The 23,416-nt window shown below is 36.5% G+C and carries 15 protein-coding genes; 13 read left to right on the plus strand and 2 right to left on the minus strand.

Annotated features, from left to right (window positions below):
• Positions 1-7: 7 nt before the first annotated feature.
• From SCA31_RS08045 to SCA31_RS08085, 9 genes are all read left to right on the plus strand, one after another.
• Complete coding sequence (locus SCA31_RS08045; protein WP_410696440.1) at positions 8-802, plus strand: thymidylate synthase; 795 nt, start codon at positions 8-10, stop codon at positions 800-802.
• 102 nt (positions 803-904) lie between these two features.
• On the plus strand, positions 905-2,344 hold the full coding sequence (locus tag SCA31_RS08050) for a hypothetical protein (protein ID WP_410696441.1): 1,440 nt from the start codon (positions 905-907) through the stop codon (positions 2,342-2,344).
• A 146-nt stretch (positions 2,345-2,490) separates the two neighbouring features.
• A complete protein-coding gene (locus SCA31_RS08055; RefSeq protein ID WP_410696442.1) occupies positions 2,491-2,709 on the plus strand; it encodes a hypothetical protein in 219 nt (72 codons plus the stop codon).
• Positions 2,710-2,731: 22 nt separating this feature from the next.
• The gene (locus SCA31_RS08060) at positions 2,732-5,242 is read left to right on the plus strand and encodes a M1 family metallopeptidase (RefSeq protein ID WP_410696443.1); all 2,511 of its coding nucleotides are present in this window, start codon (positions 2,732-2,734) and stop codon (positions 5,240-5,242) included.
• A 119-nt stretch (positions 5,243-5,361) separates the two neighbouring features.
• Positions 5,362-6,690 carry a hydroxymethylglutaryl-CoA synthase family protein gene (locus SCA31_RS08065; protein WP_410696444.1) on the plus strand — a complete coding sequence of 443 codons (1,329 nt, stop codon included), beginning with the start codon at positions 5,362-5,364 and terminating at the stop codon, positions 6,688-6,690.
• Between the two features lie 419 nt (positions 6,691-7,109).
• A complete protein-coding gene (locus SCA31_RS08070; RefSeq protein ID WP_410696445.1) occupies positions 7,110-9,992 on the plus strand; it encodes a SusC/RagA family TonB-linked outer membrane protein in 2,883 nt (960 codons plus the stop codon).
• A gap of 12 nt (positions 9,993-10,004) precedes the next feature.
• Positions 10,005-11,597, plus strand: a complete 1,593-nt coding sequence (locus tag SCA31_RS08075) for a RagB/SusD family nutrient uptake outer membrane protein (RefSeq protein WP_410696446.1) — start codon at positions 10,005-10,007, stop codon at positions 11,595-11,597.
• A gap of 561 nt (positions 11,598-12,158) precedes the next feature.
• Positions 12,159-15,011: a SusC/RagA family TonB-linked outer membrane protein gene (locus tag SCA31_RS08080; RefSeq protein WP_410696447.1), complete on the plus strand. Its 2,853-nt coding sequence runs from the start codon at positions 12,159-12,161 to the stop codon at positions 15,009-15,011.
• Positions 15,012-15,023: 12 nt separating this feature from the next.
• Positions 15,024-16,703 (plus strand): RagB/SusD family nutrient uptake outer membrane protein, encoded by a 1,680-nt coding sequence (locus SCA31_RS08085; RefSeq protein ID WP_410696448.1) that lies wholly within the window; start codon positions 15,024-15,026, stop codon positions 16,701-16,703.
• Positions 16,704-16,778: 75 nt separating this feature from the next.
• On the opposite strand, the gene SCA31_RS08090 is transcribed toward SCA31_RS08085, so the two are convergent.
• A complete protein-coding gene (locus SCA31_RS08090) occupies positions 16,779-17,705 on the minus strand; it encodes an AraC family transcriptional regulator (RefSeq protein WP_276875859.1) in 927 nt (308 codons plus the stop codon).
• Positions 17,706-17,888: 183 nt separating this feature from the next.
• On the opposite strand from SCA31_RS08090, the gene SCA31_RS08095 reads away from it, so the two are divergent.
• The 3 genes from SCA31_RS08095 (at position 17,889) to SCA31_RS08105 (ending at position 21,147) form a co-directional block, all read left to right on the plus strand.
• A complete protein-coding gene (locus SCA31_RS08095) occupies positions 17,889-19,418 on the plus strand; it encodes an aldehyde dehydrogenase family protein (protein WP_410696449.1) in 1,530 nt (509 codons plus the stop codon).
• Positions 19,419-19,638: 220 nt separating this feature from the next.
• Positions 19,639-20,673: an alcohol dehydrogenase AdhP gene (gene adhP / locus SCA31_RS08100; RefSeq protein WP_106915057.1), complete on the plus strand. Its 1,035-nt coding sequence runs from the start codon at positions 19,639-19,641 to the stop codon at positions 20,671-20,673.
• 90 nt (positions 20,674-20,763) lie between these two features.
• On the plus strand, positions 20,764-21,147 hold the full coding sequence (locus tag SCA31_RS08105; protein ID WP_410696450.1) for a DUF779 domain-containing protein: 384 nt from the start codon (positions 20,764-20,766) through the stop codon (positions 21,145-21,147).
• Positions 21,148-21,204: 57 nt separating this feature from the next.
• Here the strand turns inward: SCA31_RS08105 and SCA31_RS08110 are convergent, their stop codons facing one another.
• Entirely contained in the window at positions 21,205-22,407 is a 1,203-nt protein-coding gene (locus SCA31_RS08110; RefSeq protein WP_410696451.1) for a dicarboxylate/amino acid:cation symporter, read from the minus strand.
• A 93-nt stretch (positions 22,408-22,500) separates the two neighbouring features.
• On the opposite strand from SCA31_RS08110, the gene SCA31_RS08115 reads away from it, so the two are divergent.
• Complete coding sequence (locus SCA31_RS08115) at positions 22,501-23,415, plus strand: DnaJ C-terminal domain-containing protein (RefSeq protein WP_410696452.1); 915 nt, start codon at positions 22,501-22,503, stop codon at positions 23,413-23,415.
• Position 23,416: the final 1 nt, after the last annotated feature.

Raw genomic sequence — 23,416 nt, forward strand, 5'->3', positions numbered from 1 at the left:
TTTCAAAATGCAAAATTACCTGGACCTTTTACAACATATTTTAGACAACGGAACTGATAAAACCGATAGAACAGGCACCGGAACAAGGAGTGTGTTCGGATATCAGCTGAGATATGACCTGTCAAAAGGCTTCCCATTGGTAACCACTAAAAAAGTGCATTTGAAGTCCATTATCTACGAATTGCTGTGGTTTTTAAAAGGAGAAACCAATATCAAATATCTTAAAGATAACGGAGTAAGCATCTGGGACGAATGGGCCAACGAGAATGGTGATCTTGGACCTGTTTACGGAGCACAATGGAGAAGCTGGAATGGAGCCGATGGTAAAGTTGTAGATCAGATCACTGAGGTTATTGACCAGATTAAAAAGAATCCCGATTCCCGAAGATTAATCGTTTCTGCTTGGAATGTAGCCGAAATTCCCAATATGGCATTGGCACCTTGTCATGCATTATTCCAGTTTTATGTAGCAGATGGAAAACTGTCTCTTCAGCTTTATCAGAGAAGTGCAGATGTTTTCCTTGGCGTTCCTTTCAATATTGCAAGTTATGCACTATTATTGATGATGGTGGCGCAGGTTTGTGATTTGGAAGTAGGAGATTATGTCCACAGTTTTGGAGATGTTCACATCTACAACAATCATTTTGAACAGGTAAACAGACAGCTTTCAAGAGAAACCAGACCACTTCCAACCATGAAGCTGAATCCTGAGGTTAAAGATATCTTTGATTTCAGTTTTGAAGACTTTACTTTAGAGAACTATGATCCACATCCGGGGATCAAGGCTCCGGTAGCAATTTAATATGTCGCCGGATATTTTTAATATTCTTTTGTAATTGGTATATTTCCATTATTTTTGGTGCTTGTGAGAATGTAGTTTTCACCACAAATTTTGAAAAATAATATGGAAAAAAAATTAAACAATAGTTATCTGATATTTCTGAATATCTTAATAATTGTTTACAATCTTTATATATGCCTGGCTGTTTTTAAAGAGAAAATAGTAGTCTCGGACGACCTGAGTAAACTTTACGAATCAAAGTACATTTCTGAGTCTTATTTCAGTTATATTTATTCTTTTCTGGATTCTACAACCATGGCTGCAAGACCTATCTCGGGCTTGGTCACCGGAACCTTGATTTTTTTTTCCAAGTCTGATGAATACATCTATCTTTTAGGCGTACTCTTTTTTCCTCTTTCCTTGATTGCCATTTATTGCGTTTCCAAAAGAATTCTGTCAAAAGAACTGGCAAGTTTGATTACTTTGCTGTACTCATGCTCCCTAATAGGAACCAGTATTCAGTTTTCTTCCATTATGCTTAACTCAAACCTGGCAACTATCTTTTTCTCATTAAGTATTTATTTCATTTACGTTCGCGAGAAAATAATACTGAGCTCACTTTTTTTTATTGCCTCCATTTTGAGCTATGAAATTTTTCTTCCGCTGATACTTTTGAATTTATTTTTAATTAAGAATAACAAAAAAAGAATTGTATTCCTGTTGCTTACATCAGGGATCGTTGTACTTTTCAGAAAGGTAATCCAGCCGGAGATATTTATTAATTCTTATCAAAGAGATGAAGTAGGGAAAATTTTTGAGTTCAAAAGGGTAGGTCAGATCGCTGTATATTCCGTTAAATTGTTTTTCAAGGATCTTTTTGTGGGAATGTATAAAGGATTGCTGAACCTTAGAAATATTCATATTGTAGAAATAATATCTGCATTGATAGTATCTTCAATCGTTTATAAAGTATTCTCTGTTTATAACTTTAAAAGTCAATTGCATCGTTTTAAAAACTTAGGAATTATTTCTCTGATTTCAATATTGTTGGGGTTGAGTATTTTCCTTTTCTCATCCTATATTCCTACTGTTTTCGGGTTTGATAATCGAAATCTTGGTGCGATAAGGCTTTTCTATACCCTGTTTATGATTTCGGGAATTGTATATGTATTGGTTAACCTGAACCTTGGCAACAAGATGATCAGTGTATTTTTTGCAACCGTAACTTTTCTTCTTATGATTACAGATATGAGTGTTAAAAACTCATGGATTTATGCAAGCCGGTTTAATCATGAATTATTCAGTAAACTCAATGTTGCTCTTAAGGAAAATCATGTTGAAAATGGAGACATCTGCTTGAAGTATGATATATCTAATGAATTAAAGACCAATCCGCATTTTATTTTTAGAGAACCTATTTTTTACAACAACTGGGAAAGTCCCATGTTATCTGAAATGAATGGCATTGATTCAAAAAAAATCCATGTTTATAATAGGGAGAGAAAAACAGATTGTGCGACCGTATTTCTTTACCAAAACGGAATAATAAGCAGGGTGAAATGATTTAAGCATTATTTTTAAAGACTTAAAATGCCTAAAACAGGCCTATTGTTTCTAAAATAAGTTTTAAATTTGAAAGAAGATCCATAACGGATTCTAATTCCTTTTAAAAAAAGGATTAATAGGATATCTAATTACAAATATAAATCATGAAGTATTTAAAAATAAATATTGAAGAGAATATAGATCCTCAAATGCTTAAGAATGCAATACTTCAATTGAAGGGAGTCACTTCAGCAGAGGTAGTAGATGATGAAAACCCTGAAAGTGAATTGAAAAAAGCCTTTGCCAAAACAAAGGAACAACTGAAAACAGGAGATTACGAAACTCTTGTTAATGATATTTTCGAAATAATAATAAAAAAATAACTCTAAATAATAAAGTAGACAGATGAGAAAGGCCATTTTATCAATTGCTATACTTGGGATTTTATTTTCCACAAATGTATCAGCACAAACTGAAACTTCAGGAAGAGAAAAGGTGTACAGAGCTACCCATACCAAGGTAACAGAACTTAAACATACCAAGCTGAAAGTAAACTTCGATTATCAGAAAGAACAGATGAATGGAGAAGAATGGCTTACTGCTTCACCATATTTCTACGCTACGAATGAATTGGTACTTGATGCAAAGGCAATGCTGATTCATGAAGTAACTCTTGATAACAATGGTAAAAAATCTCCTTTAAAATACGAATATAAAGATGATATCCTGAAAATTACTCTGGATAAAACCTACCAGAAAAATCAGGATTATACAGTTTACATCAAATATACATCCCGTCCAAACGAAGTAAAACAACAGGGAAGTATGGCCATTAATGATGCAAAAGGACTTTATTTCATTAATGCACAAGGAACAGAGCCCAATATGCCTACACAGATCTGGACTCAAGGAGAAACGGAGTCTTCTTCAGCATGGTTTCCAACAATTGATAAATCTAACCAAAAGACTACACAGGAAATCTATATGACAGTTCCTGATAAATATGTAACACTTTCAAACGGAGTTTTAAAAAACTCTCAGAAAGAATCTAATGGACTTAGAACGGATCATTGGGTGATGGATAAAAGACACTCTACCTATCTTTTCTTTATGGGAGTTGGTGAATATGCCATCGTAAAAGATAAATGGAGAAATATTCCGGTTGATTACTATATTGAAAAAGAATATGAACCATATGCCAAGCAGATTTACGGAAATACTCCTGAAATGATTGAGTTTTTCTCCAAAAAGCTAAACTATGATTATCCATGGGCAAAATATGCACAGATTTCCGGTAGAAATTATGTAAGTGGGGCGATGGAAAATACCACAGCAACTCTTCATGGAAGCGACATTCTTCAAAAGCCAGGGCAACTTATCGATGAAAATACATGGGAAGATACCATTGCTCATGAATTATTCCACCATTGGTTCGGAGATCTGGTGACCGCAGAAAGCTGGAGTAACCTTACCGTAAACGAATCCTTTGCCAACTACTCAGAATATCTTTGGAATGAATATAAATACGGAAAAGATCAGGCAGACTATCACCTGATGACTGATGTGAACAGATATATCCATAATCCATCTGACTTTAAGAAAAACCTTGTAAGATTCAACTATGAATCTCGTGAAGATGTTTTCGATCTGGTGACTTACCAGAAAGGGGGAGGAATTCTAAATATGCTGAGAAGTTATCTAGGAGATGATGCTTTCTTCGCCGGAATGAATGATTACCTGAAGACGTATGAATATCAGAATGCGGAAGCCCATCAACTGAGACTTTCCTTTGAAAAAGTGTCAGGAAAAGACCTGAATTGGTTCTTTAACCAATGGTATTTTGCAAATGGTAATCCGAAGATCAACTATTCATTTACTTTCGAACCTGTAAAAAAACAAGTGTCTGTTACCATTAATCAGACTCAGGATCCGCTTTTTGAGTTTCCTCTGGCAATTGATGTATATGATAACGGAAAACCGAAGAGGTATAATGTTTGGGTAAATGCAGAAGCAAAGAATACATTCAATTTTGATGTTTCCAAAACTCCCGATTTGGTAAATATCAATGCAGATGGAATTCTACTGGCAGAGATTACGGATACAAAGACTCCTGAGCAGAACTTAATGCAGTTTACTAATTCTAAAGAGTTTAAAAATAAATATAATGCTTTAGCTGGAATAAAAGACCAGTTGGGAAAAAGCCCGGCTGCAATAAAATTATTGTCTGCAGCTCTTAAGGATCCATTCTTTAGAGTGAGAATTCAGGCTTTACAATTAATGGATCTTTCAAATCCGGAACAAATGAAAGCTTTAGCTGCTGATGTGGAAAAATTAGCTTCTAATGATCCTAAAACATTAACGCAGGCTGCTGCAATTGCTGCTTTAGCGAAAACAAAGGATAAAAAATATCTTCCGATGTTTGAAAAAGGAATGAGTGCTGTCTCAAATGCTGTAAAAGGGAGCTCTCTAGGGGCTATCCTGGCGGTAGATCCGTCCAAGGCAAATAGTTTTGCAGACAAAATTGATCTTGAGGGAGCTTCAGAGGAATTGCAGGCGCAATTACTTCCAATTATTGTAAAAAATAAGGTAACATCTCAAATGTCAAATATTGCTCGAATTGCAGTGTTTTATCCATTTATTAAATTTCAAAACCCGGAATTAGGAAAAGCTGCAGAAGAGGGGTTCAACTGGATCATGACTTCAGATAACTTAGCGGCAACTGAAAGCATTACTAAAATAGCAGGGTATGCCAAAAATCAAATGACAGATAACCCGCAAGCTAAAATGATGATGGTTCAAATGCTGAAAGATGGTTTGAATAAAAAGATGGAGTTGCTAAAACAAAATCCACAGAATGCAGCAAGCATCAATAAGCAGATTGATGTCTTGAATAAAGCCATTGAAAATTATAAGTAAAATATAGAGCCGGCAGAATGTGCCGGCTTTTCTTTTCTTATTAATATTATAAAAAACAGTGGTTTTTACCGCTGTTTTTTGCGTTATCTTTCATAAATTCGTTTAAAATTTAGAAAATTATGAGTTTTGGAATTGAGGCGGCAAGCTACTATGTACCTTCTTTATATCTGGAAATTAAAGATTTAGCTGAAAAAAGAGGAATAGAACCTGCCAAATTGGAGAAAGGGTTAGGACTTCATAAAATGGGACTTCCCGATGTACATGAAGATGCAGCTACTTTTGCTGCAGAAGCATTATTAAGGTTAATTAAAGACTATAGTATCAATCCCAAAGATATTGCAAGAATTTATCTGGGAACAGAAAGTGCATTGGATGCTGCTAAGCCCACAGCTTCCTATGCAATGCAGATGGTGGAAAAGGTGTTGGAAGCCGATTTTGGAGAGAGAGTATTCAGAAATTGTGATGTTGTAGACATGACTTTTGCCTGTGTAGGAGGAGTAGATGCTCTTCATAACGCTTTAGATTTTGTAAGAGTAAACCCTGATAAAAAAGCAGTCGTAATTTCTAGCGACTATGCAAAATATGAACTGGCTTCCTCCGGAGAATACACACAAGGAGGCGGTGCAGTTTCACTCTTGATTTCTGCTAAACCTGATCTTCTTGAAATTGATAACCATTGGGGTGTTGCTACGGAAAGTGTTTTTGATTTTTTCAAACCAAGAAGGCAATATAAGAAAGAAGACCTGATAGGCGCTCCTGATGTTTATCCTGATAAAATTGAGATTTTTACAGATGAGCCGGTTTTTGATGGGCAGTATTCTAATCAGTGCTATCAGGATAGAATACGAGAAGCATATCAGCATTATAAAGATGTTACAGGAAAAGAAAAACCTTATCAGGCTTGGAAATATATTGTTTTTCATCTTCCTTATGCTTTCCATGGAAAAAGAATATTTACTGAAATTTACAGTCTTGAAAACGGGCTGTCTTATGAAACTCCTGAAGAGCAAAAAGTTGTTGCAAAATCTGAAAATTATGTGCAATTGATTAATGATGCAATAGAAAAGACCCAAAGAGCTTCTTCCGAAATAGGAAATATGTATACAGCTTCTATTTTTATGGCATTCCTTTCCGGTTTACAAACCTCTTTTAACGAAAACGAAGATCTGTCTGGAAAAGAGATTGGATTCTTTGGCTATGGCAGTGGTTCCAAATCAAAAGTTTTTGCAGGTAAGGTCTCTGAAAAATGGAGAAAAGTAGTGGGAAAATGGAATCTATTCGAAAACCTGAATAATAGAACTGCTATTAATTTTGATATGTACGAAAAACTTCACCGAAAGCAGCTGAATCAATCTGTAAATGCTGACTACAAAGGGTTTGGTCTTGTTTCTATTGAAGATGAAAATCCTGTTTTGAATGGAGCAAGATACTATAGCTATAAGAAATAACAATTAGAACTAAAAAATTGTAAAAAAGCATCTCAAATATTGGGATGCTTTGCTTTTTCGTATGTTTTTGGGATATTTTATTATTAATTTGTTATGTTTTTCATTTAAATAATAACAAATTACTATTTCTATTATTGAAAATTTTACATTGAAATATTTATTTTGATTAAATTTTTACATTAAATTTTTAATTTTAATGTAATGTGATGTTTTTTTTAACCGTTGTTAATATTTTGTTAAAGTTAAATTGTTTTTAATTATTTTCAACAATAACTTAAATTTAACAGTAATTATAAATTTAATTGCAGTTTTTAATTAATATTTTTCACTTCAATCGATTGTTTGATAGGATATTTTCATTTGAATCTGTTCTTTGTTATTAACATATTTGTCATCGGAATATCTTAAAATTTGTTAATATGAATGGAAAATTATCAGTGTTAAGTGCTGGAGTCCTGTTTTTTATGGGGCAAGGCGTGATGGCACAAACGGTGAAAAAAGACACGGTTTCCACAAAAGAAATTGATGAAGTCGTGGTAGTGGGGTATGGAACCCAGAAGAAAAAAGAAGTTACAGGTGCTGTTACCTCTATTAAAGCTGCTGATGTAGCTAATATTGCTGCTCCAAGTTTTGAACAGCAGTTGGCAGGTAAGGCTGCGGGGGTTCAGATTACCAGTACAACCGGTATTTTGGGGGAAGCTCCAAGAGTGAGAATTAGAGGGATTGCATCTATTACTTCAGGAACATCACCGTTGTATATTGTAGATGGTGTCCCTATCTTTTCTGGAGATGTAGGAGGTCAAACTGCTACCAATGGTTTGGGGGACATTAACCCTAATGATATTGAATCCTTTGAAGTTTTGAAAGATGGTGCTGCAACAGCAATCTATGGTTCAAGAGCAGCGAATGGGGTGATCTTGATAACTACTAAAAAAGGAAAAGGAGGAAAATTAAGCCTTAACTTTAGCAATTACGCTGGATATGCAATGCCGGTAGGCTTGTATAAATTACTTCAAACTCCTGACTTTATTGCCATTTCCAATGAAAAAAGATCGAATGCAGGCCAAACGGCAATCGCATTTGGTACAGAATATAATACAGACTGGCAGAAAGCTGTTCTAAGATCTGCTGCATTCCAAACGGATAATACATTGTCTGCATCGGGTTCATTCGGAAAATCAAGCTATTATACTTCCATAGGATATACCAAACAGGAAGGGGTTGCAATTCCTAACGAAATGCAAAGGTTCTCTACAAGAGCCAATGTTGATCATCAGGCATTTGAATGGATGAAGATTGGAACAAATCTGAGCTTTACAAAAACAGATTATGTAGGACTGAATACGGGTGCATCATCACTTTCAGGGAATATTTATAATGCTATTAAGCAGTTACCAAATACACCCATCTTTGATCCCAAAAGCCCAACAGGGTATAACATTGATGCTACTGATCCAAGAGTAGTGGGTAGATGGCAAAATGCATTGCTTGCAGGGGATAATATTACGAACATCGTATATGCCCTTAACAATAATAAAATGAGATCCAGCGTAAACAGATTAATTGGGTCTCTTTATTCAGATATTAGATTTTTACCTTACCTGTCTTACAGATTCCAGGTAAGTGTTGACCAGTCACAAACCAAAGGGTTTGTATATTGGAATCCTATACATGGGGATGGACGTGGATCTAATGGATATATCAGAAATGACTTTTCAGATTATCTAAGAGGGAACATCCAAAATATCTTGACATTCAATAAGACTTTTGGAGAAAAGCATAACATTGGTGCTGTAGCGGTATATGAATACCAAAAACAAAAGTTGCAAAGCTTCTATGGTGGTGGAACGAACCTGTCGACTCCTTTCTTTAATAATGGAATCATTTCCAATTCTGTGGGAACACCACAGTCAGGAGGAGGAATTACAGAGCAGGGAATCTTATCATATGCTGGAAGATTTAATTATAACTATGCAGGTAAATATTTCTTACAGGCATCCATAAGAAGAGATGGGCTTTCTTCATTACCAATGAACAATAAATGGGGGAATTTCCCGGGAGTGTCTGTGGGATGGACAATAAGCAAGGAAAACTTCATGGAAAAGATCAGTAATGTAGTTTCTGATTTTAAAGTAAGAGCTTCTTATGCTAAAGTTGGAAATACAGACATTGGTAATTATCCATATTTAGGATTGTTCAGCAATTACAAATATGCGGACTACACTGGGGTTGCTTATTCACAAATTTATAACCCTGATTTAAAATGGGAAACAAGTAACAAATATGATTTTGGGGTTGATCTTGCTTTGTTCAGTAATAGATTGAAATTTACTTTTGATTATTTTGAGAACAAAGTTACGGACATGATTATTGAAGCTCCGTTAGCTCCATCATTGGGAGTTCCTAACAACAGTATTTTCAAGAATATTGGAGATATGAAGAACAAAGGATTCGAATTTTCAGTGGATTACAATGTTCTTAATACTGAAAAATTCGGATTGGATGTGAATGCCAATCTGACACTGATGAGCAATAAGGTATTGGCACTTGCTAATAATAATGCTGATATTTTCTCCAGTGCAAACAACATTATCCGTGTAGGAGAGTCTTTGAGATCTATCTACGGATTTGACTATTGGGGAGTGAATGCTGCAAATGGTAACCCTGTTTATTATAAAGCAGATGGAAGTTTGGTTCAGGGACTTGTAGGACAAGGTTCCTATGCTGTTTTTGATCCTTCCAACCCTAATGATGTGAGCAAATCTTCTACATTAGGTTTATCTGATAAAAAAGTATTAGGAAATACATTACCTAAATATTTTGGAGCGCTTGGACTTAAATTCAGATTCTATGACTTTGATTTAGGTACCACGGTTAGATTCAGTGGTGGTAACAAGGTATTCAATGCTACAAGAAGAGATTTGATGACCTTGAATTTTAACAACAATTCAACAGAAATTCTTGGAAGATGGCAGAGTGCTTCTAATCCAGGAGATGGATTGACGCCAAGGTTGATCTTTGGAGACAATACATTGAGTAACCAGACAAGTAATGCCACTTCAAGATTTTTGGAAGATGGAAGCTTCGTGAAGTTTGACGTGATCAGCTTAGGGTATACTTTCTCTAAAGATGTTCTTAAGTCTATAGGGGTTAGAAATCTAAGGATTTACTTCCAGGCTCAGAACGCATTTATCATTACCAAATATAAAGGCCTTGATCCTGAAATGGAGAATGCTGGGGTAGACTTTAATGGAACTCCTCGTCAAAGAGTATTCAGTATGGGCTTTAATGTTTCACTATAAAATAAAATAACAATGAAAAATAATAATATAATAAGAAGAGGGTTGTCTGTTTTATCGGTATCATTATTAATGGCGATGGTGAGCTCTTGCTCAGATAGGGAGACCTTAGATTTACAACCTTATAATAACCTCTATGAGGAGATTGCTTTTACTTCTGCAGTGAATGTGGATTTGGCTGTGATGGGGGTTTATAATGCAGCGCAGAATGGTATTTATAAAACAGCACCAGATGCTGCCAATACACCTAGAGGATATGTGTTTGGGGCTGCTTATGTTGAGCAAAATGATGTGCGTGGAGAGGATATGGTAAATACAGCTACATTTTACCAATTGACATATACGGCAACTTATGATGGGGGTTCTCCTAATAATTCACATTATTGGATGAATGGTTATGGATTGGTTAACAAAGCAAATATTACAATAGATGGGTTGAAGAAAGCAGGAGAAACCGGAGTAATTACCCCTGCTGTAAGAGATAATTATTTAGGTGAAATGTATTTCTTAAGAGCATTGGCTCACTTGGAATTATTGAAGCATTTCTCCCGTCCGTATAATTTTACTGCCAGTGCAAGTCATCCGGGAATTCCTTACCGTACCACTGCAATTACCAGCCCGGCTGCTATTGACGAGGCTCTTAAGATAGGAAGAGGAACTGTAGCAGAAACGTACACGAAGATCCTTGCTGATTTGGATCAAGCTGAATTGTTGACTGCAAGTAAGTCTGCGAGATCAGGTAATGCAAGAATCACCAGAGCTACTAAAGAAGCAGCAATCGCTTTGAAAGTGAGAGCGTATCTAAATATGAGAGATTGGACAAAGGTACTTACCGAGGGAGCGAAATTAAGTTCTGCTTATACCCTTACGGCTACTCCTGAAGTACCATTCGTTTTGGCTAATAACTACAATAATTCTGAGTCTGTATTTTCTATTGAGAATTCTGCCAATACAAATCCTGGTACCAATGCCGGATTGGCTTCCATGTATAGAGATAGATCACTGGTATGTATCAGTCCTATTATCTGGAGAAATTCAAGATGGTTGGCGGATGATAAGAGAAGAGCTGAAACAGCAATGGTAAGAACTTCTGCTGCTGGAGTGAAATATGTGAATAAATATAAGGATGTTACCAACCTATCGGATGGGTCTCCAATCATGAGATATGCGGAAGTAATCTTGTCAATGGCAGAAGCCTATGCAAGACAGGGGAATACTGCTTCAGCTATTACGTCTCTAAATATGGTGAGAAACAGATCATTGGCAACTCCCGGTACTCAACAATATACTGCTGCTTCATTTGCGAATGCAACAGAGCTTGTAGATGCTATTATTACAGAAAGAAGAATTGAGTTCCTGGGAGAGGGAATGAGATGGGGTGATATTCATAGATTGCTTTATGATGATTTGGTGCCTACGCCAGGTATTCCTGCTAAGGTAGCTAATTCTACGCCTCCAGGGTCTGCCTTTACATTGGGTACTCCATATACAGGACCGTTGGGTGTTGCTATGATTCCAAAAACAGATTTCAGAATATTATGGCCTATTCCAAATGATGAGATTGTGAATAATCCAACGCTTGCGGCTCAGCAAAATCCACAGTGGTAAAACAAGCATAGTAAAGGTTTGTTGAAAAAGAATAAAAATTATTTTGCAAAAATATAATTTTTAAATGGTAAGAAGAAGCATGAAAATATTTCTGAAATACCTACCAATTTGAACCGATTTTTAAATCGTATATATTAACAAATTTTTAATTTTAACTGTAGGGAGACTGCCTTTTAAGGTAGTCTCCCTGTTTTTTATAGGGTTATTTTTAATGTGAATGAATAGGAAATAGTATCTTTTTTTTTCTTTTTTTCTTAAAATTAAGATAAAGTGTATTTAATTTTTTTCGTTGAAATTACTGATTTGTATTTATGTTTTTAACTTTATTGAATCAAATGATGTATGTTGATTTTTATTTCATTTTTTGTTAAAATTCCATGATTGTTTAAAATGCTTTGTTTTTCGCTAAAATTTTAAAACCAATTAAATTTTTTCTTTAGTGTTTTTTGGAGATTGATGCGGATAATCCTGTTCTGCTAGCGGGTTTTCAAGGTGTGATAAATTGATGTTGTTAATATTTATTAACATATTTGTCCCTTGAATATATTAAAATCTGTTAATATGAATATGAAATTGCGTGTTTTGACAGCAGGGGTCTTGTTTTTCACAGGCCAAGCTGTATTTGCTCAAGAAAAAGAATCTAAGAACAGTAAGGACAAAGAGACTAAGATTGAGGAAGTAGTTGTTTTAGGATATAGTAAAACAGCTACCAAAGCTAAAACTACCAGCTCTTCGGTGACAGTAGGTGCCGAAACTTTGGAAAACAGACCTAACGTCTCAGTATTGAACTCAATTCAGGGTACGGCTCCCGGTATTGTAGTGAACTCGGCTTCTGGTTCTCCAGGTTCAGGGAAATTCAATATTCTGATTAGAGGAACAAGCTCCCTTAATGGTTCTACGGATCCTTTATACGTAGTAGATGGGGTAATTACTTCAGGTTCTCAGTTCAGAAACTTGAACTCTTATGATATTGAAACATTCAGTATCCTGAAAGATGCCCAGGCAACAGCAATCTATGGTAACAGAGCTGCAAATGGAGTTGTTGTAATTACTACAAAAGGAGGGAAATTTAATTCAGGATTAAAGGTTTCCTATGATGCACTAACTTCTTTCAGCCAACTGCCTGAAACGAACTATAATATGGCAAATGCTCAGCAGTTGTTATATATTCAGAAAAATTTAGAAACAGGTAAAGGAAAATCTTTAACGAACGACCAGATTAATAACTGGGGAACAGATACAGATTGGAATAAGCAATTTACCCGTATCGGTATTTCTCAGCAGCATAACTTATCTATTACAGGAGGTGGAGAAAATATCAATAACTTCTTCTCCCTTGGATATTTAGAAAGTGAAGGTACTGTAAGATCTACAGACTTCAAGAGATTTACAATGAGAAATAACCTTAATGGTAAATCTAAAAATGGAAAATTAACTTTCGGTTCTATCATTGGTTTAGGATATTCCAAAAGAAACCAGTTGGATGATGAAACGAATACTGCAATTTCCAGCAACACTCTTCAAAACCCTTTATTTGGAGGAGTACTTTCAAGACCATATATTGATCCTTCTCCCTATGCAAATGGACAAGAGTTATATAATGCTATCAAAGGCGATGCTTCTAACAACAGACAATGGATCCTTCAGGATAACATTAACGGAGGAATCAGAAACAGATTCGCAGAACTAAGTATTTCTGCAAATGCTAATGTAAATTATAAGATTACAGATTTCCTTAGTATTGGAAACAGAACAGGTATTGAATATAAACAATACGAAAGAACTTTTGCAAGATCACCACTAGGATACCTTGCTATTAGCGTAGCAAACGGAGATCAGGCTAAATATGGAGGTAGTGAAGAATTTTCTACAACAAGAGATTTAACTTTCAACAGTATTACCAATATTTCATTCAATAAGTCTTTTGGAGATCACACAATTAGTGCAGGTGCCTATATGGACTATATCAAAGCACACGTAAGTAATAATTTTCAAAGGCAAAATGGTCTGAACCAATTACAATGGGAGTTTGGTGCAGGAACTGGTTATATTCCTTTCAACCCTGATACCCCTAATTTTTATAGACCTTCTGTAACGGCTTCAAAAGTAACAGCAGGTACCTTAGCGTATTTTGGAACATTAGATTATGATTATAAAGATAAATATGGGGTAAGTGGAGTTGTAAGAAGAGACGGATCTTATCGTTTCCTTCCTACCAACAGATGGGAGACTTTCTGGTCAGTTGCAGCAAGATGGAATATCGACAAAGAAGATTTCATGGCTAATTCAGGATTCAGACTATTAAAATTAAGAGCTTCAATCGGTACTACTGGTAACCAGAATTTAGGTATTGCTACTGATAACTCTAACCCATTGGCTTTACTTCCAAATAATTTCCTTGACCTTTATAATGGTTTCTCAGGATATCAGAATTTATTAGGATATAACTTTGTTAACTTATCAAACCCGTACTTAGAGTGGGAGCAGGTAAAACAAAGTAACATCGGATTAGATTTTAACTTTAAAGGATTAATTGAAGGTAGTGTTGACTACTACCAGAAAAGAACATCAAGAATGTTCAACGATCTCCAAAAATCAGCAACTACAGGATATTACTCAATCAGAGGGAATGACGGAGTTCTTGATAACAAAGGTATTGAAGGGATGATCAAATATAATGTGATCAGAAACGAAAATACAAGATTATCCGTTTTTGCAAACGCTTCATACAACTCTAACAAGATTGTTTCTATGAACAGCGAAAACCTTGCAGGAGATGTGGTAAATGCTATTGGTGGACCTGCTGGTCAATATCAGCTATATTCATACGTTGGTGTAAATCATGATAACGGAAACTTACAGTTCCTTGACAAAAACGGAAATATCACTGAAGCTCCAACATCTGCAGACAGAGTATTGACAGGAAAATCAAGATATGCTAAGTTTACAGGAGGTTTCGGATTTAACTTCCAACACAAAGGATGGTTCTTTGATACCTTATTTTCTTTCCAACAAGGAGGGTGGATCTACGATAACTTACAGTCTTGGGTATTTGACCCGAGTGCAGCTGCTAACAGAAACCTTTCTGCGGACTTGTTAAACGCATGGACTCCTCAAAATAGAGATACAGATGTTCCTGCTTTAAAAGCAAGCAATTTAACTTTAGGATCTTCCGACAGATTTTTACACAGATCAGACTTCATCAGACTTAAGAATATTACTCTAGGATATAACTTTAACAAAAGTCAACTAGGTAAATTACCAGTAAGAGGGATCAAGGTATTTGTTCAGGCAGAGAACCTTTATACCTGGACAGATTGGAAAGGATTTGATCCGGAGCCGATTACTTCATTTTCACTAAATGTTTACCCTAACCCAAAAACCGTATCTGTAGGTTTAAATGTTGATTTTTAACAGAGAAGAATTATGAAAAGAATTATAAATACAATATTAGTTATAGCAACCCTATCATCTGCTGCATTTACACTGAACAGCTGTCAGGATGCACTCGATATAAAACAAGCAGGAGAATTACAGGAACAAGACCTGTATACAAGTGTTGCTAACCTTAATGAAGTTTTAAATGGATCTGTATACGCTCAGTTAGATCCAATTGATGAGATTTACTTTACAGCAGTATTTACAGATGAAGTAAAACCAGGATCTGGTAGTGGAGGACAAGAATATTCACTACACAGACATTTCCTTGATCCGTCTAGTGCTGTTATTACAGGGGGAACAGTAGGTACCGTTGCTAGTGATGGGATCTGGATGAATAATTATAAAGTGATCAACAGAGTTAATAGACTTCTTGAAGGTGCAAAGAAAATTACACCTGTTTCTATTGAAGAGAAGAATACATATAATGCGATTCTTGCACAGGCTAGAGCGATCAGAGCATATTGCTATGTACAGCTAGAAGCTTATTTCTCTAGTGATATGAAAAATCCTAACGCTCTGGGAGTTATTCTTCTGAAAGATGTTCCTTCTACAGAAGCTCAATTACCAAGAGCTAAAAACCAGGATGTGTATGATTTCATTAATGCTGATTTAGATTATGCCAGAGATATTTTAGGAAGTTCTACAAATCCGAGAAGATATCAGGTAGATAAGAATTTTGTAAATGCTGTTGCTGCTCGTTTTAACCTTTACAGAGGTGAATTTGCACTAGCTAAGAAAAATGCAGAATTAGTAATCAGCGGATCTGGTTTGTCACTTACAAATGCAACACCAATGACAGGAACTAATACACAGGTTCTTGTTACTGAGCCTGATGGTTCTGTGTTCCAATCCGGACCTTTCAATGAGTCACCAGCTGACAAATGGAATATTGCATTCTATGGAGGAATTGATGAGAAGACTGGAAATGGTATTGTAGGAGGTTCTTTCAATCCATATAGAAGAATGTGGGCTGATACTGATAATGGAGAGGCTATCTTCACTCTTAACAGGCTTCCATTGGGAGCAGGTGCTGCTATCGGTGGAAAATGGAATACAAACCAATCTAACCTTGGTGGATCTCCAATGTGGTTCTGGGGAAGAAACTTATATAACATATTTAAAAATACTCCAGGAGATATCAGAAAATATGCTTATGTAGATCCTTCATCAAAACCAAACGCTAACTATGCTTCTGCATCTGCAGGGACTACCAGAAATGATGGATTGGTCATTGACAAATATCCAGGAAAATTAAGTGCATCTACGAGAAATGATGTTAAGGTTTTCAGGTTATCAGAAATGTATTTCATTATAGCAGAAGCTGAGGTTGCAGCAGGAAACCTTACAGCAGCTCATGATAAAATTCAAAAAGTGAGAGAGGCAAGAAATTATCTGGGAACAGCTACAACACCTACTTATTCAAGTACACAAGAAGCTTATGCCGATGTCTTGAAAGAACGTAGAGTTGAATTAGCACTTGAAGGACACCGTTTCATTGACCTGAAAAGACTTGCAGTATTGGCAAATGTCTCTATGGACAGAAACCCTACAGATGATATCATTCCGGTTAAGAATCTTCCTAATGGTGATTATAGGTATACTTTACCTATTCCTATCAAGGAAACTTCGGCAAACCCGAATGTTTTACAAAATGATAAATATTAATCATTATAAAAATACCCCTGAAGTTTTTACTTCAGGGGGCTTTTTTTATTAAGAGACTTCAGGAATTATAAATAATTATCTGGAGAATATTTTTCCATTCTGATAACTTTTTGGGGTAACTCCTACAAGCTGTTTAAATACTCTTGTGAAATAATTAGTATCAGAAAATCCCGTCTGAAAAGCAGTTTCTTTAATGCTGTTTTGTCCCGCTAATAATTCTTTTGCCTTACTGATTCTTTCCTGTAGAATAAAATCATTTGGGGAAACTCCCAGTTCATCCCTAAACATCTTAAAGAAGTTGGATTTACTCACATACGCAAGTTTAGCAATGCTGTCAATAGACAATTTCTGGTGTAGATTTCTTTTAATATAATCCACCACAAACCCCATTCTTGATCTGTTTTTTACAATATTTTTTTCCACCAGACTTCTTGCTTGTGTTTGCATAAGCCTTATCAGAAGCTCTTTCAGTGCAAAATCAGCCATGATGTCCTTTTGAGAATTATCATCCATGGCAATCCTCATAATATTATTGGTTGCAGAAGCCAATGCCTGATTATTAAAAAGAAAATATTCGTCCAGTTGAATATTCCATTGCGAAGACTCATCTACCTTTGGGAGGTGATAGTTTAAATAATTGAGAGAATCCTCTATAAAATCAGGATTTAAACTTAAGGAGATGCATTGTGTAGCTGTTTCATCAGCTTCCGGAAAATCAATCACCATGGTTTCCCCCGGAGCAACCAGAATACTTTCCCCTGGAAAATAATCAAAATAATTGGTCTTGTTATCCAGCTTCATATGCTTTTTCCCTCTTAACATGGCCGTAAATGCAATGTTTTCAAAGTGAAGCTTTACCCCAAAGGCGGCCTTATGGGTTTCATAGATACTGAATTCACAATTGTTTAGATTGAATGTAGTCTGGTTTTCAACAAGACTCAATAGATGCCTCTCCTGAGTTAATTCAGGAGTGTTTAATAAAAACTTGCTATTGTTATTCATTTCTAAATATTTTTTGAAAACTGGTATTTCAAATATATAAAATATGAACCTATGTTGTTGTTAATAAAATGATAAAATTAGACTCCTAATACTATTTTGCACCTTTTTTATACGATTGTGCTATGTTTTTTTGAGGTTGTACATGTAATTTGGCATCATCGAAAAAATATAAACAATACTAATATGAGCACTATTACAGAACCAAAATCAACAACTCTTTTACAACGTCCAGAGTTTAAAGACAGATATGATAACTATATTGGCGGTAAATTTACACCTCCGGTTAAAGGACAATATTTTGATGTAGTTTCACCGGTGGATGGTAAAAAATTCACTCAAGTAGCTCACTCATCCAAGGAAGATTTGGATTTGGCTGTAGATGCAGCAGAAAAAGCATTCCAAACCTGGAAAAATACATCATCTACAGAGCGAAGTGTCATTCTCAATAAGATTGCTGACAGAATAGAACAAAACCTGGAATATCTTGCTACAGTAGAAACTATTGATAACGGTAAGGCTGTGAGAGAAACACTGGCCGCAGATATGCCACTTGCGATAGATCATTTCAGATATTTTGCATCCGTGATTCGTGCGGATGAAGGTTCACATAACGAATTGGATAAAGATACTGTATCCTTAATTGTACATGAGCCGCTAGGAGTAATCGCACAGATTATCCCGTGGAATTTTCCAATATTGATGGCGGTATGGAAGCTAGCCCCGGCATTAGCTGCTGGAAATTGTGTAGTCTTAAAACCTGCAGAAAGTACACCCGTGTCTATTATGGTTTTAATGGAGCTCATCGGAGATTTACTACCGGCAGGAGTTATCAATATTGTGAATGGCTTTGGAGCAGAACTGGGAAGAGCATTAGTTACTAATCCTAAAGTTGCCAAGGCAGCATTTACAGGATCTACAGCTACAGGACGTTTAGTGATGCAATATGCAACCGAAAACATCATTCCTGTAACATTAGAGCTAGGAGGGAAATCCCCCAATGTATTCTTCAATTCTGTAATGGATGCAGACGATGAATTTTTAGATAAAGCCATTGAGGGGGCTGTACTTTTCGCCCTTAACCAAGGAGAAATTTGTACATGTCCGTCAAGATTACTGGTTCAGGAAGGAATTGCAGATGCCTTTATTGAAAGAGTAATAGAAAGAGTAAAGGCCATTAAGGTAGGAAACCCACTGGATAAAACTGTTATGATGGGAGCACAGGCTTCTCAGATTCAAAAAGATAAGATATTGTCTTATATTCAGCTAGGAGTAGAAGAGGGAGCGGAAGTTTTGGTAGGAGGAAATGTAAATAACCTAGGAGAAGACCTTGAAGACGGATTCTATATCCAACCAACTATTTTTAAAGGAAATAATAAGATGAGGATCTTCCAGGAAGAGATCTTTGGTCCTGTGTTGGCATTTACAACCTTTAAAGATGAAGAAGAAGCCATAAAAATAGCCAATGATACCATCTACGGACTAGGAGCCGGAGTTTGGACGAGGGATGCCTATCAGCTATACAATATTCCGCGCCAGATTGAGGCAGGAAGAGTTTGGGTAAATCAATATCATTCGTATCCGGCAGGAGCACCTTTCGGAGGATATAAGCAGTCTGGAATAGGAAGAGAGAATCATAAAATGATGCTTGATCATTACCGTCAGACCAAAAACATGCTGATCTCCTATAACAAAAACAAGTTAGGTTTCTTTTAATATTAATTTTAGAACGTGCCCGATTGCCTTGGCTTTATCCAGGGCAAAACGGTCGGGCTATGCAGGGCTCCATTTCATTTCGGTGCTCCATTGCATTCCGCACCGGCTCGTTCCTCGCCGCGCTTACTATCCCTCACGCAAATACTACTTTTCTTATCCGGAACTTTTTGGATGAGCAGAAAACTAGTAACCTGTAAAAATCCAATTCAAAAAATAAAATATGATTCCAAAAACAATGAAAGCTGCCGTCGTTCAAGGCTACGGACAGCCCCTTAAAATAGAAGAAGTACCCGTAAGAGTACCTGGCAGATATGAAGTTCTTGTGAAGGTAATAGCCTGTGGAGTTTGTCATACAGACCTGCATGCTGTAGATGGAGACTGGCCTGCCAAACCTAAAATGCCCCTTATTCCGGGACATGAGGGCGTAGGTATAGTGGTGGCTTGTGGACCTGAAGCCTTTGTTAAAGAAGGAGATGCAGTAGGAGTTCCATGGCTATATAGTGCCTGCGGTTGTTGCGATTATTGTATCACAGGATGGGAAACACTTTGTGAGGCTCAAAAAAATGGCGGGTATAGCGTAGATGGCGGTTTTGCAGAATATGTCATTGCAGACTCAAGGTATGTGGGACACCTAAAATCCAATGTTAACTTCTTGGAGATTGCTCCTATTTTATGTGCAGGAGTAACCGTTTATAAAGGACTCAAAGAAACAGAAACCAAACCCGGAGAGTGGGTGGCTATTTCAGGAATCGGAGGATTGGGCCACGTAGCAGTTCAGTATGCAAAAGCAATGGGTATGCATGTTGCGGCAATTGATGTAGCAGATGATAAATTGGAACTGGCGAAAAAATTGGGTGCAGATCTTGTAGTCAATGCAAAAAATACAGACCCTGGAGAATATTTGCATAAGGAAGTTGGTGGCATGCATGGTGCATTAATTACAGCGGTTTCACCTATTGCCTTTAAACAAGGAATAGATGTTCTGAGAAGAAAAGGAACCATTGCTTTGAATGGATTGCCTCCCGGATCTTTTGAATTACCGATTTTTGAAACGGTTTTAAAAAGAATAACCGTTCGAGGTTCTATTGTAGGAACCCGAAAAGATATGCAGGAAGCTCTGGATTTTGCCAATGAAGGATTGGTAAAAGCAACGGTAACAGCAGCAAAGCTCGAAGATATTAATGACGTCTTTGATAAAATGAAAAAAGGACAGATTGATGGACGTATTGTGTTGGATATTGCAAACTCAAATTAAATAATGAGCTGAAGGCTCGGCAAAGGTATTTGCCGAGCCTCTTTATTCAAATAACAGGATTCAATTTTTTAAATTTGAAAAAATAAAATAATGGAAAGAAAAATAACAAGGCTTTCTGTAACAGAAAACGCGCTTGAAGTCATTCGTGAACTTGAAAATAAGTATGGAGCACTCATGTTTTATCAGGCAGGCGGATGCTGCGAAGGAACACAGCCACAATGCTTCGAAAAAGGAGGATTCTTTCCAAGGATGAATGATGCCATGATAGGAACCATCAACGGATATGAATTCTGGATAGACCGTGACCTTTTTGAATACTGGAAATATTCACACTTTACACTTGATGTTACAGATGGTTTCGGACCGGGAGGATTTTCATTGGAAACCCCTTTAGGAAAAACATTTAAAGTTCATTACAGACTTTTCACTCCTGAAGAATATGAAAACCTTGAACCTGTACAACGCAGTGAATAGTTTAGGTATATTTTAGAGTAAAAGTACCGGTAAACTATATTAATAATCAGCTTTCCATCAGGTGACTTTTACAAATCGATTCACAAACATGGCTGCAACAATATCTCCCACAGAGTTTAGAACTGTTGCTAAAGGATCTACAAGAGTTCCGATAATCATTACAGCAGGAATGGCTTCCTGGGGAAGTTTATAAACAGAGATCATCAGCATCTCACCAATATATCCACCATTAGGAATTCCTCCGGCTACAATACTTACAAAGACCGTAATTCCTAAAGCCAGAAGTAAATTGGCAGGATCAAAGAAGTCTTTTCCAATAATTAAAAAAGCCACATAGATCTTAATAATAGAAGACATGGATGACCCATTTTTATGCAAGGTAGTACCAATAGGAATCACCAGATTCGCAATAGAATTGGGAATTCCAATTTTGGAGGCTGCCTGTAGATTTGCAGGCATGGTTGCAAAGCTGCTGCAGGTACTTATTGCTGTAAGTGTAGGATAAATGGCATTGGTCCAGAAACTTTTAACCCCATTTTTTCCACTCGCCATGAATGCATAGATTGAAAAGAAGACAAGGAAATAAATAATTCCTGCAATATAATACAACCCTAAAGGTTTAGCATAAAATCCAAAAAGCTGTGGCCCCAATGTCGCTACCTGATAGGCAAAATAGGCTCCTAAACCAATCGGAGCCAGTTTCATAACGAGTAAAAGAAGTTCCTTCATTACCTCATACCCTGAAGCAATAAAAACTCTGAAAGGCTGGCCGCTTTCTCCTGTTTTTCTGGCTGCAAAACCTGTCAAGAATGCAAAAATAAGCAGTGCAAGCATATTTTGCCTTGAAAAAAGTGCGGTGAATTCTCCCACAGTGAAAAAGCTTACAATTCTATTCCCCCAACTTTCATCACTTGCCGCTTCAGTTACGACCTCTGAACTTCCGGAAACTCCTGAAACAGGAAAGAGATACACTACACAAATAGTGAAAATAGCCGCTGTCAGAATAAAGAATAAAAAGGTAAGTGCCATCACAAGAATGATTCTTCCGAATCTTGATTGTTGTTCCAAAGAGGCAATAGAGTTGGAAACAGCAAAAAACACCAATGGTACTACACTTACAAAAAGAAGATTAAGAAAAATATCTCCTAATGGTTTTATGTATTCCACAAAACCCGGAGCTACAATTCCTATAATGCTTCCAATAGTGATTCCCAAAAGTAAAAATATGATTCCTGAGTAGTTTTTTAATACCTCTTTCATGTGGCGCTTTTTATCAAAGATAAGTTTATTTTTAACACTCTGCTATGCAATTTTCAAGCCTAAATTTCATAAATTTGAGTAAACATCGTTTCTATGGCTTATATAGATTACTATAAAATTCTAGGCGTAGATAAAAACGCAACACAAGATGACATTAAAAAAGCCTACCGAAAGTTGGCTAGAAAACTACATCCGGATCTTAACCCCGATGATAAGGAGTCTGAAAAGAAATTCAAGGAGCTGAATGAAGCAAATGAAGTGCTCAGTAATCCTGAAAATCGTACTAAATATGATAAATACGGTGAAAACTGGAAGCATGGTGAGGAATATGAAAAAGCCCAACAGCAGCAACAAAGACAATATCAGCAGCAGAATTATGGAGGTGGAGGCTTTTCAGGTGCCGATTTTGGAGAGGGTGAGGATTTTTCAGATTTCTTCCAAAATATGTTTGGCGGTGCAGGTGCTACTGGCAGAAGTTCAAGAGGAAGAGCGTCTGGAAAATTTAAAGGAAAAGATGTACAGGCTGAGCTGAATCTAAATTTAAAAGATGCTGCAGTAACGCATCCACAAACTTTTGAAATCAATGGAAAAAAGGTGAGAATCACCATTCCGGCCGGAGTTTATGATGGGCAGCAGATTAAACTGAAAGGACATGGAAATCCGGGCATAAACGGAGGACCAAGTGGAGACTTGTATATTACGTTCAATATTCCTGCAGATCCTGATTTTGAAAGAATTGGTGATGATCTTAAGACAAAGGTAATCATTGATCTGTATACTGCGGTTTTAGGTGGTGATGTAAAGGTAAATACCCTGGATGGAAGTGTAAACCTAAAAGTAAAACCGGAAACACAAACCGGAATTACCGTAAGACTAAAAGGAAAAGGATTTCCTGTCTACAAAAAAGAGGGCGAATACGGCGATCTTTTTGTAACCTATGAAGTGAAACTGCCTGCCAATCTTACGGAAAAGCAGAAAGAACTTTTTGAACAACTTAAAAATTCCTAGG

Origin of the sequence: Chryseobacterium sp. SIMBA_028, assembly GCF_046535285.1 — a bacterium.
Classification (GTDB): Bacteria; Bacteroidota; Bacteroidia; order Flavobacteriales; family Weeksellaceae; genus Chryseobacterium.

Bases quoted from the DNA above. Each gene is read 5' to 3' on its own strand.
- SCA31_RS08080 (WP_410696447.1), top strand. From the start codon at position 12,159: ATGAATATGAAATTGCGTGTTTTGACAGCAGGGGTCTTGTTTTTCACA.
- SCA31_RS08075 (WP_410696446.1), top strand. From the start codon at position 10,005: ATGAAAAATAATAATATAATAAGAAGAGGGTTGTCTGTTTTATCGGTA.
- SCA31_RS08105 (WP_410696450.1), top strand. From the start codon at position 20,764: ATGGAAAGAAAAATAACAAGGCTTTCTGTAACAGAAAACGCGCTTGAA.
- SCA31_RS08065 (WP_410696444.1), top strand. From the start codon at position 5,362: ATGAGTTTTGGAATTGAGGCGGCAAGCTACTATGTACCTTCTTTATAT.
- SCA31_RS08045 (WP_410696440.1), top strand. From the start codon at position 8: ATGCAAAATTACCTGGACCTTTTACAACATATTTTAGACAACGGAACT.
- SCA31_RS08085 (WP_410696448.1), top strand. From the start codon at position 15,024: ATGAAAAGAATTATAAATACAATATTAGTTATAGCAACCCTATCATCT.
- SCA31_RS08070 (WP_410696445.1), top strand. From the start codon at position 7,110: ATGAATGGAAAATTATCAGTGTTAAGTGCTGGAGTCCTGTTTTTTATG.
- SCA31_RS08110 (WP_410696451.1), bottom strand. From the start codon at position 22,407: ATGAAAGAGGTATTAAAAAACTACTCAGGAATCATATTTTTACTTTTG.
- SCA31_RS08095 (WP_410696449.1), top strand. From the start codon at position 17,889: ATGAGCACTATTACAGAACCAAAATCAACAACTCTTTTACAACGTCCA.
- SCA31_RS08050 (WP_410696441.1), top strand. From the start codon at position 905: ATGGAAAAAAAATTAAACAATAGTTATCTGATATTTCTGAATATCTTA.
- adhP (WP_106915057.1), top strand. From the start codon at position 19,639: ATGATTCCAAAAACAATGAAAGCTGCCGTCGTTCAAGGCTACGGACAG.
- SCA31_RS08090 (WP_276875859.1), bottom strand. From the start codon at position 17,705: ATGAATAACAATAGCAAGTTTTTATTAAACACTCCTGAATTAACTCAG.
- SCA31_RS08115 (WP_410696452.1), top strand. From the start codon at position 22,501: ATGGCTTATATAGATTACTATAAAATTCTAGGCGTAGATAAAAACGCA.
- SCA31_RS08055 (WP_410696442.1), top strand. From the start codon at position 2,491: ATGAAGTATTTAAAAATAAATATTGAAGAGAATATAGATCCTCAAATG.
- SCA31_RS08060 (WP_410696443.1), top strand. From the start codon at position 2,732: ATGAGAAAGGCCATTTTATCAATTGCTATACTTGGGATTTTATTTTCC.